This is a genomic window from Sediminibacterium sp. FW305-C-269, from assembly GCF_058231045.1.
In genome coordinates this window covers 241,777-253,153 of sequence record NZ_JBIQXQ010000001.1, presented here as the reverse complement: position 1 = coordinate 253,153, position 11,377 = coordinate 241,777, and the positions used below count along the sequence as shown (strand labels likewise).

Here is an 11,377-nt window from a genome sequence, read left to right as displayed (position 1 = left end):
GAGTCCATTTACAACAGAAGCGGGATCATTGGCATTGGAGAAAGTGACAGCCGAAGGACCTGCAACAAAAGACCAGGTGCCGGAACCGGAAGTCGGAGCATTGGCTGCGAGCGTAGCGGAACTGGTGCTGCACAGAACCTGGTCTGTACCTGCATTGGCATTGCTTACAGCCAGCAGCGTGGTAATGGTTGCAGCTGCAGAGGCAAAAGCCGGACAGGCGCCACTTTGTACAGTGGCCCTGTATAGGGTGGTAGTGGTAAGATTATTGTAAGTGAGCTGACTGCTGGTATTGGTGATACTGGTCCAAGTGTTACCATTGTCGGTCGAAGACTCCCAGTTCAGGATGTTACCGGTATAACCACCCAGGTTCAGTGTGCCATTATTCGATCCGGTACAAACCGTCGCATTGGCTGTTACCGTTCCGGCAACGGTAGGAGCTGTAACAATAATGGTTACCGCATTGGAAGAGAGTGCACCACAACTGCCGCTTTGAACGATAGCTCTGAAAAGTGTCGTACTGGTCAGGTTGGTATAATCAAGATTAGCGGTAGTGTTGCTGATATTGTTCCAGCTGGTGCCATTGTCTATCGAAGACTCCCAGCGAAGGATACTGCCTGTATATCCGGCGAGACTGAGTGTGCCGCTATTGCTGGCCGAACAAACGGTTGCATCTGAAGAAACCGTACCGGGTACTGAAACCGGGTTCACCAGTATCGTAACGGGCGCACTGTTCACTGATGCGCATACACCGCTTTGTACTACAGTCCTGAAAACTGTGGTGACAGTAATGTTGTTGTAGGTATAGCTATTGGTTGTATTGGGGATGGCGATCCAGGTGTTGCCATTATCAGTAGAGGATTCCCAACGGAGGATATTGCCTGTATAACCCGAAAGATTCAGTGTTCCGGAATTGTTTCCGGAACAAACTGTGGCATCGGCCGATAAGGTTCCTGCAACAGATGGGGGTGCATTGATGATATCAACGGTATCTGTGGAAGCTGGACAGGTGCCGTTGGTGATGCTCCATACCAAACGATAAGTGCCGGGTATCAGTCCGCTTAAAGTAGTAGAAGCCGAAGATACGGACCCGAATACCGCGGTGGAGGGACCGGATAACTGTGTCCAGCTGCCATTACCCAGAACGGGGTTGTTGGCAGCCAGTAAAACGCTGTTCACATTACATAAAGTCTGGTCAGGTCCCGCATTGGCGATGGTAGAAGCGCCATAAATGAGGATGTCGGTAGAATCGGTCTGGCTGCAACCCTGCGGTGAAATAGCGGTGATCCGGTATCGTACGATCGCATTGGTTCCTGCGGCTGCTGTCAGAACATCTGTAATGGTATTGGTTGCAGATGCTGTTCCATTGGATGAGTTACCGGTGACCGATCCTGAAATAACAGATGAGCTCCAGGTAAAGGTTGAACCAGCCAATGAACTGCTGAACTGAAGGTTGGTAGTACTGCCGCTACAAACCGAACTCGTAGCATTGGTAATGGTAATACCGGGTTTGGGCATTGCCGTTACGGTAAGGGTAAAAGGTGTTCCACTGCAACTTACATTGGAAGGGGTGAATGCATAGGGAGTGATCGTATAAACCACTACGGCATCGCTGGCATTGGAAAGATTCACCAGTGAATCGATGATCTTGCCTGTTCCGCTGGGTGAATTACCGGTGAGACTGCCCGATGTGACGGAAGATATCCATGAAAAAGTACTTCCCGGAATGGCAGAACTGGGGGTAAAGTTTAACGTTTGGTTGGAACAGAGCACCTGCGTGCTGTTGGTACCCACATTATCCGGATATATCCGCAATACCATGGAATCGATACTGGTAGAACTGCCGCAGTTCCCGGTGGCATTCAGGGTGGAAGAACCACTCAGGTATATTTTGATCGTTCCGGTTGTCTTATCAGCCAGACTGGGTGTATAGGTTGTGCTCAGGGCGTTCGGATTAGAGAAAGTTCCTGTACCATTAGTGGTCCATTTAAAAGTATTGGTAACTGGCGATGCTTTTCCACTTAGACTGATAGGCGCGCTGTTGAAACAAACTGTTGTGTCGCGTGAACCTTGTATCGTATCGGCTGCGGTTACATTCTTGTAAACCATCTGTGTGTCAATACAGGTTACCCCATTGGTGGTAAAACGGAGTATTACCTGGTAGGAATAACCTGTCTGGAATTGCATACCCGGGTATTGGCTGCTGGCGGTAGACGACCCCTGGAAGCTAAAGGGTCCTCCGGTAGCGGTCCAGGCAAAACTGTTGCCTGCATTATTGTTGCTATAGGTTACGCCGTAATAACTATCAACGGCATCAAAATGCGCAATACCATTGTTACATTCGATCACATCGGGATGCAGGGTAACTGAAGCAACTGTGATTGTCTTACTGACCGATACGCTGCAGGATCCGTTGTTAACGGTATAGGTGATCACAGCAGAACCGCTGCTGAGCATGGAAACGGTTCCATCGGCAGCTACCGTGGCTACATCAGTATTGCTACTGCTCCAGGTTCCGCCTGAAGTGGAATTGCTCAATACAATACTGCTTCCTGCACAACCACCGTCAGCACCGGTAATAGCACCCACACTCGGCGGCGTTGTGCCAACAGTTACTGTGATGCTGGCACTTACTGCACAGTTCTTACTGTCAGTAGCCGTAAACGTATAGGTACCGGCAGCAGCAGTTCCTACATTGCTGATAGACGGATTGGTCAGGATAGAAGAAAACCCGTTTGGACCAGTCCAGCTATACGTGAACGGGCCTGTGCCACCCGATGTTGTGGAAGAAAAAGAAAGCGTATTGCCGGAACAAACAGGACTATTGCTGGTTGCGGTTACTGTTATAGCGGGGTTTACAGAAAGAGATACGGTATTTGAAGCGGTAACACAGGTGGTACTCGTTAAACTGGATACGTCGGGCCCCACAATTACCCGGTACATACCCGAATGTGTAGTGGCTGCACTGGCAATACTGTAATTGGCAGAACCGGTTCCGGCAGTCCCAATATTTACCCAGGTAGTTCCGCCATCGGTACTTTGCTGCCATTGGTAGGCGGGGTTGCTGAAAGGACTGTTTACCAGTGAACTGTTGATACTGGTAGCGGTACCGGCACAGATATTACTGCTGGTACTTAATGTAGCCGTGGCAGTAGGGGTACAGGCAGAAAAAACAATATCATCAATCGCAAGGTCATTGCCACAATAGGAATCCTGACCACCCCAGCCATCCCTCATTTCCAGAATCAGGGAGGTAGTACCGACAGGTAAGACAAACTGGAACCCATACTGTTGCCAGTTGGGGTCCATATTCGTTTTTTGTGTCAGCGGAAGGGTATCGGTAGTGAAGGTCTTGAGAATGGTACCTGACGTGTTCTTGATGTTGAAAGTGACTTTTGGCCATACCAGCCCCGATCCGCAGATAGATTTGGTAGACGAGATGGTATTCATGTTGGCAAGCCAGGCAGAGAAACTATAAACGGAACCCGGACAAAGATTATCTACCTGTTTTGAAAAGAAAAGATCTACCGGACCCGAAGAAGGCCTTCCTGCATTCACTATATACATATTACCGTTGGTATTACCGGTATGGTCAGCACCTTGTGCCCAATCGCTTTTTCCAGCATTTTTGCCAAGTGGTGTAACCATGTACTCACCATCTGAAAGTCCACCGCTACCGCTGTAGAATTGATAGTTTGTTACGAAGCCAGCCGGAATGGCGCTTTTTTTGGAAGGAGAACTGCTGACGCCGAATGTTTCACTGTACACCGGTGCTAATGCACTGCTCGAACATACACCCTGGGCCATCACGGAGATGCCGGGGTATATACTCATAAGCAGTATTAACAGATATGTATACCTGTTCTTTTTCATGGATATTGGATGCCATAACAAGAATACGTTCGTTGAAAACGCGTTCATTGATATTGGATACTTAAAATTAAGTGTTAATTATGCCTTTAATAACTCTTTTGCAAAACTCCGTGTAAACAACAGAAGCAAACGTTTAATCAACCGTAATTTCTTGTGACTTTTTATTGCTTTCTTTGTAGTATAAATTCTATCAACTAACGTACATGTGGTATCAAGCAGGCAAATTCATTCTGAAACACCGTTTTCCCCTCCTGGTTCTTTTGGCACTGGCCACGGGTTTTATGGGATGGCAGGCATCTAAAGTGCAATTGAGTTACGATTTTACCCGGGCACTCCCGACCGATAATCCCAAATACCAGGATTACCAGGCTTTTCTGAAAAAATTCGGAGGTGATGGTAATACCATGGTGATCGGTATCGGCTCGGAGAGGTTTTATCACAAGGACTTTTTTAATGAAGTAGCTGACCTGCACCAGCGCCTCAAAAAGGTCTCGGGTGTTACTGATATCCTGAGTATTCCGGAAGTGGTAACGCTCAAGAACGACAGTATTACCCAAAAACTGGTTCCTGAAAAAATATTCCACTACCCGTATACCTCTCAGGCTTTGCTGGACAGTGACCGCGCCGTGCTGGAGAATCTTCCCTTTTACCGTGGGCTATTATACAATGCCGATTCACATAGTTATCTGCTGGCTGTAAATGTGAATAAGGACACCATCAACAGCAAAAGCCGGACAAGGCTCATCAACGATATCATGCAGGAAGTACAGCTGTTTGAAAAGAAAACCGCCAGTACGGTACACAGCAGTGGTCTTCCTTTTATCAGAACCACCATTGGTAATCGAATTAAAAATGAGATGAACTGGTTCCTGGCAGGATCACTGATACTGCTGGTGATCACTATGTTCCTTTTCTTCCGATCGATCAGCGCCACCATAATGAGCCTGGTAGTGGTAAGCGCCGGTGTTGTCTGGAGCCTGGGAACCCTTGTATTACTGGGGTATAAGATCACTCTCCTGACTGCACTGATACCTCCGTTGGTAGTGGTGATCGGTATTCCCAACTGTATCTATTTCCTGAATAAATACCATACTGCCTATATCGATCAGAAAGACAAATACAAGGCCCTGGTGACCATGGTGGGCCGGATGGGGATTGTTACGCTGTTCTGTAATATCGCTGCTGCCATTGGCTTTGCTGTGTTTGCGCTTACGCATAGCGACCTGCTGAAAGAATTCGGTGCAGTGGCGGGTATCAATATTATGGTATTGTTTTTCATCTCGCTCATATTTATCCCGGCCGTACTCAGTTATCTTCCTCCACCGGAAGAAAAACATACCCGGTATCTTGAAAATGCTTTGCTGGAAAAAATACTGCTGCGCATTGAACGCTGGACCTTCCATCACGCCACATGGGTGTACGGCGTGACCGCAGTGATCACCGTTCTGGCGGTGATCGGGATCTTCCGAATCAAAAGCGAAGGGTTTATTGTGGATGACCTGCCTAAGAACGATAAGATATATACAGATCTCAAATGGTTTGAACAGGAGTTCGGCGGGGTGATGCCGCTGGAGATATTGGTAGACACGAAAAAGAAAAAAGGTATTTTCCGGATCGCTCCCATCAATAAGATAGATGAACTTTCAGCTTATATCGCAGCTGATTCCTCTACCGCCCGGCCCCTTTCTTTTGTGGAGGGACTGAAATTTGCCAAACAGGCTTATTTCGATGGAGACAGCCTCAGTTATACGGTACCTTATGAGTCAGATATGGTGTTTATGGCGCCTTACCTGCAGTCGAAAAATGATTCAGCCAAAACAGAAGGTAACAAAAACAAAGGTTTCCAAAAATTGATCAGTACGTTCATGGACAGCTCGCAACAGGTGGCAAGGATCAGTGTGAACATGAAGGATATCGGCAGCGCGAAATTGCCTGTTCTGCTGAACGATTTTCAGAAAAAAGCCAATGAGATATTTGATACGGCATCGTATAAGATAACATTTACGGGTAGCAGCATCAGCTTTCTGGAAGGATCCAGTTTTATCATCAAGGGGTTGAAGGAAAGTATTGTATGGGCTTTTGCGCTGATCACACTTTGTATGTTATACCTGTTCCGTTCTTTCCGCATACTGGTTTGTTCACTGATCCCGAACCTGATTCCGCTGGTCATTACTGCCGGTTTGATGGGATGGGTGGGTATTTCGCTGAAACCCTCTACCGTGCTCGTGTTCAGCGTTGCGTTGGGTATTGCTATCGATGTCACGATACGTTTTCTCATCAATTATAAACAGGAACTCCCGCATTATAATAACCAGGTATCACAAACACTGGTTCAAACCATCCGGCATACGGGTATCAGTATTATATACACTTCATTAGTACTGATTGCCGGGTTCATTATTTTCTGTTTCAGTGATTTTGGCGGTACCAAGGCCTTGGGCTGGCTTACATCGCTTACGCTGGTGGTGGGTACACTCACTAACCTGATCCTCTTACCAGTACTGATCCTCTCCACTTCCGGTCGCAAAACCAGATAAAATAATAGGTGTATCGTATTTTCCTACCCTCCGGCAAGCTGCTGCCGGAGGGTATTTTATGCCTTAATGTGTAGAAATTACCACTTTCCGCAAGACGAAAATTTGTTTAAATGCAGCTTTTTTTGTGTTTTTTTTGCCTAAGTTTATCTTTTTCCAAAAATTAAACCACTGCTCATGAGAAAACTAGTATCATTCCTGGCATGCTGTGTCCTGTTGATTGGACAACTGCATGCACAAACAAACAGAACGGTTACCGGGTCGGTAACCGACGAGAAAGGGGCCCCTCTTTCCGGGGTAACCATAAACGCTCTGGGAGCAGACCGTAAGGTTTCTGCAACCGCACTAAGCGATGCTTCCGGTAATTTTTCTATCAGGGTCACAGACAAAACAAGGTCTTTACAATTTGCCTATGTTGGTCTGGAAGAACAGACCCTGTCCATCGCCGGCAAAAATTCTGTTACTGTGAAACTGGTATCCAGCACTGCCAATCTTTCTGAAGTGGTTGTGGTAGGATATGGTACACAAAAGAAGAAAGATATTACCGGTAGTATTGCCAGTGTTAAGGGGGAGGCCCTTGCCAGCAAGCCCGTTCAGAGTTTTGAACAGGCATTGGGTGGTCGTGCGGCGGGTGTTCAGATCACCATTCCCAGTGGTGTATTGAACAGTCCTCCTGTGATCAGGATCCGTGGTACGAACTCCATCTCCCTGTCTTCTTACCCGTTGATCGTGATCGATGGTATCCCTACATTCACCGGTGATTTCAGCTCTACCAGTGCTGCCGGTAATGCGTTGGCCAGTATCAACCCCAATGACATCGAAAGTGTTGACGTAGCCAAAGATGCCGCTGCTACCGCTATCTATGGTAGCCGTGCTGCCAATGGCGTATTGTTCATCACCACCAAAAAAGGTAAAGCAGGTCGTTCCAAAGTAAACCTCGATAGCTGGGTTGGCTGGAGCCAGGTTCAGCGTTTACCGGAACTGCTGAATGCTTTCCAGTATACCGATTACAAAAACGAAGCACTTAAGAATGCCGGTACTTTCAGCGCTACCAACCAGTTTGCCCTGATGAATGGTCCCGACGGTAATCCCATCAACACCCGTTGGTATGATTATGTATACCGCAATGGTGTTCAGCACAGCAATACCGTAAGCGTATCCGGTGCCAACGAATCTACCAGCTATTATTTTTCCGGTGGTTACACAGAACAGCAGGGTATCATCAAGCGTAATGATTTCAAACGCCTGTCTTTGCTGATGAATATTGACCACAAAGCCGGTAAATATGTAAGCATGGGTGGAAAGATCCAATACTCAAACGAGAAAAACCTTTCTGCGGTAAGCTCCGGTTCTTTGGGTGATGCATTTGCTACAGCAGGTTTGGGCCGTGTGGCTTTGATCACGGCTCCTAATATTTCTCCTTATAATAACGATGGTACCTATAGTTACTCCGGTGCGCTGATTGGCGTGGGCGGTAACAAACAGGGTCAGGTTGGTTTTAATAACCCGGTAATCCAGCTGGATCAGAACAGGGCCAATGCAGAAACCGATCATATTATCGGTAACCTGTACCTGCAGATCAAACCGGTTAGCTGGTTAACACTCCGCAGCACCTATGGTCTGGATTATGTGCTGGTTGATAATGACCAGTATTACAGCCCGATCTCCGGTGAAGGTTTTGGTTCTAACGGATCTGTTACCAGCAACTTTACCAAGAATAAAAGAACAGTGTTCACCAATACCATCCAGTTCGATAAAACATTTGCCGATAAACACGCCGTTACCTTACTGGGTGGTGTGGAGCAGCAGCGTTCCACCGGCCTGGGTTATGGTTTGAACCGTATTACCGTATCTGACCCTGCGTTCACCAATATCCAGGGCGGATGGGCTACTCCGAATACAGCCGGTTTATCCATTGGTGAGAACTACCTGTATTCTCAGTTCGGCCGTTTAACCTATACCTACAATAAGAAGTACACACTGAACGGAAGTTTACGTCGCGACGGAGCTTCTCAATTGGGTGTGAACTCTAAGTATGGTACTTTCTGGGCGGCTTCAGCAGCCTGGGATATCGCAGCTGAAAATTTCTGGTCTTCCATGAGACTGGACAAAGTGTTCAGTAATTTCAGGATCAGGGCCAGTTACGGTAAAGTGGGTAATATCGGAGGTCTGGGTAACTTTGCTTCCCTGTCTACTTTCGGGTCAGGTCTGTACGGTGGTAATTCAACCGTTGCCTTTGGATCTGCCGGTAACAATGACCTTACCTGGGAAACCAGCAAAAAAACAGATATCGGTATCAACTTCGGTATCCTGAAAGACAGGGTGAATTTCGAATTGACTTATTATAACAGTAATACAGATGGTCTGTTGCTGTTTGTTCCACAGCCACCTTCTGCAGGTCTGCCTTCTACCATTCCTAAGAACGTAGGTACCATGTACAACAGAGGTTTCGAGTTTGGTGTGAATGCAACTCCGGTTCAGGGAAAGGATTTCTCATGGACCTCTGCTTTCAACATCAGCTATAATAAGAACATGGTTACTTCACTGGCGCTGGGACTGGATCAGATCATCTCTTCAACTGGTGGTCTGGAAAATCCAAGCATTACCAAACCAGGATATCCTATCGGTATGCTGTTTGTTACACAGACCAGGGGTGTAGATCCTGCTACCGGCCGCAGAATTTTTGTGAACGGTGCAGGAAGGGATGTGTATTTTCAGCACGTGGCCCCGGCCGGTCAGTTCCGTTTCTCTTATGCTGATGGCACCGTAGCGCCTACCGTAAGTAGTGCAGATGCGGTTGTGTACAGAAATACCAATCCTAAGTTCTACGGTGGTTTCGATAACACTTTCCGTTACAAAGGGTTTGAGCTGAACGCTTTGTTCACTTACCAGTTCGGTTCTTATCTCTACTATGGTACCAATGCGGGTTTACGTGACCAGCGTTTCTGGAACAACTCAACCGATGTGTTGCAGAGATGGCAAAAAGCCGGAGATGCAACCGCTATACCTAAAGCGGTATTTGGCGACAACGTTTCCAACGGTTCCTCATTCCCATTAGATATCAATGTATTTAAAGGTGATTTCGTAAAATTGAGAACACTGACATTTGGCTATAATCTGCCAAAGTCGCTGCTTGAAAAAGTGAAGATCTCCAACGCAAGATTCTATGTAGCAGGAAACAACCTGTTGATACTGACCAAGTATCCTGGTCCTGATCCGGAAGTATCTTCCAATGGTAACGGTTCATCCAACTTTGGTATCGATAGAAATACTGTTGCCAACCAGAGAACCATTACTGTTGGTGTAAATGTTGGTTTCTAATTGTTAACAGTTTAATTCAAGAAAATGAAAAAAAACCTTTTATATATTGTGCTGGCTGCATTGGGAATGCAGTTTGCATCGTGCGCCAAAGATGAATACCTGAATCCGGTTCCCACGAATTCGATTTCTGCTGAAACGGCTTTTGACAGCAAGGACAGAATCGAGGGACAGGTAAGGGCCATCTACGCGTCTATCAAGAATGCCGGTATGTATGGCGGCCGTTACCAGATATTTAATGATATCCGTGGTGAGGAGTTCTCCAACGACCGTACCAACGTAGTTACCGGATTTGATATCTGGAATTATACACCCAGTAACAGTTCAACCAATAGCGTATTGAACCACTGGTCACGTGCCTATTATGTGATCAACCTGGCCAATGTGTTCATTGATGGTATGGCTGCCAAGGGAACCAATGTGGTAGGAGCCACGCTTTCCGGCAACTTTGTGGCTGAAGCCCGTTTGTTGCGTGCCATGAGCTATTATTCATTGCTGCAGTTATATGCCCGTCCTTACTGGGACGGTAATGGCAGCAAACCAGGCGTGCCCCTGCGTTTAAAAGGTAACACCGGTTCAGGCGATTATGCGCTGGCCCGTGCTACTGTTGCGGAAGTATATACGCAGATACTTGCTGATCTGACTTTTGCAGAGCAGAACCTGCCGCTTACCAATGCATCTGCCCTGTTGAACACCACCCGTGCACACAGGAATACTGCCATTGCTTTGAAAACAAGGGTTTACCTGAGTATGGGTAAATATGCGGAAGTGATCACCGAAGCTAACAAGATCGTTAGCGCAACGGCTCCTTTCACGGCAACAACTGGCGTGAACCATGCATTACAGGCGGATTATACCAATATTTTCAAGGCACCGTACACGACTACCGAGTCAATCCTGTCCATGCCTTTTGCCAGCAATGAAACACCGGGTACCCAGAATCAGTTAGGCTATTATTATGGACCTTCTGCTTTTAATGGTGGTAATGGTGAATATTCTTTGTTGTCAACCGGCATCATTTCCAACACCGGCTGGAAAGCTACCGATAAGCGCCGCAGTTTTGTGCAGGCTTTCGGTAGTAAAACCTACCTGACCAAGTATAGTGTTCCTTCTACCTTTATCGACTATGCTCCGGTGATTCGTTATGCGGAAGTACTGCTGAACCTGGCAGAAGCGAGGGTTCGTTCTACCAATACCGTGGATGCACAGGCCATTGCCCTGCTGAATGCCGTACGCGGAAGGTCGGATGCTACCACCATATTCACTGTGGCTGATTTTGCCAGTTCTACCGCTTTGGCAGACCAGATCATGATTGAAAGAAGGATCGAACTGCTGGGTGAGGGATTACGTGGTACCGATATTACCCGTTTGGGTCTGCCATTGCCTGCAAAACCAGGTGTAAGTGCTATCCCGAACACTGGTCAGCAGTATATCTGGCCGATTTCTTCAGACGAATTATTGCTGAACCCGCTGTGTAAGGATAATTAATTTTATTCATATGTGTCCCTCTCGGGACGAACAGCTTATTTATCTTTCTTTTTCCGGGTCCCCGGCTAATAAACTGGCTGGGGACTTTTTTTGTTATGAATAATGTGCTGATAATCAGTTGATTTTTTAATTATTTGATAAAAAATGCAGGTATTTTTTGGAAATTG

The 11,377-nt window shown here is 46.8% G+C and carries 4 protein-coding genes; 3 read left to right on the top strand and 1 reads right to left on the bottom strand.

Annotated elements, in window-relative coordinates; translation table 11 throughout:
* Positions 1-3,831, bottom strand: a 3,831-nt coding sequence (locus tag ACH3Y6_RS01025; protein ID WP_490833703.1) for a beta strand repeat-containing protein, incomplete at its 3' end; no start/stop codon positions are given.
* A 242-nt stretch (positions 3,832-4,073) separates the two neighbouring features.
* Here ACH3Y6_RS01025 and ACH3Y6_RS01020 point away from each other — a divergent pair.
* From ACH3Y6_RS01020 to ACH3Y6_RS01010, 3 genes are all read left to right on the top strand, one after another.
* Positions 4,074-6,407 carry an efflux RND transporter permease subunit gene (locus ACH3Y6_RS01020; protein ID WP_490833702.1) on the top strand — a complete coding sequence of 778 codons (2,334 nt, stop codon included), beginning with the start codon at positions 4,074-4,076 and terminating at the stop codon, positions 6,405-6,407.
* 174 nt (positions 6,408-6,581) lie between these two features.
* Positions 6,582-9,725, top strand: coding sequence for a SusC/RagA family TonB-linked outer membrane protein (locus ACH3Y6_RS01015; RefSeq protein ID WP_490833701.1), 3,144 nt, complete (start codon positions 6,582-6,584; stop codon positions 9,723-9,725).
* Positions 9,726-9,749: 24 nt separating this feature from the next.
* Positions 9,750-11,210 (top strand): RagB/SusD family nutrient uptake outer membrane protein, encoded by a 1,461-nt coding sequence (locus ACH3Y6_RS01010; RefSeq protein ID WP_490833700.1) that lies wholly within the window; start codon positions 9,750-9,752, stop codon positions 11,208-11,210.
* Positions 11,211-11,377: the final 167 nt, after the last annotated feature.

Coding starts and splice junctions, on each gene's coding strand:
- ACH3Y6_RS01010 (WP_490833700.1), top strand. CDS start 9,750: ATGAAAAAAAACCTTTTATATATTGTGCTGGCTGCATTGGGAATGCAG.
- ACH3Y6_RS01020 (WP_490833702.1), top strand. CDS start 4,074: ATGTGGTATCAAGCAGGCAAATTCATTCTGAAACACCGTTTTCCCCTC.
- ACH3Y6_RS01015 (WP_490833701.1), top strand. CDS start 6,582: ATGAGAAAACTAGTATCATTCCTGGCATGCTGTGTCCTGTTGATTGGA.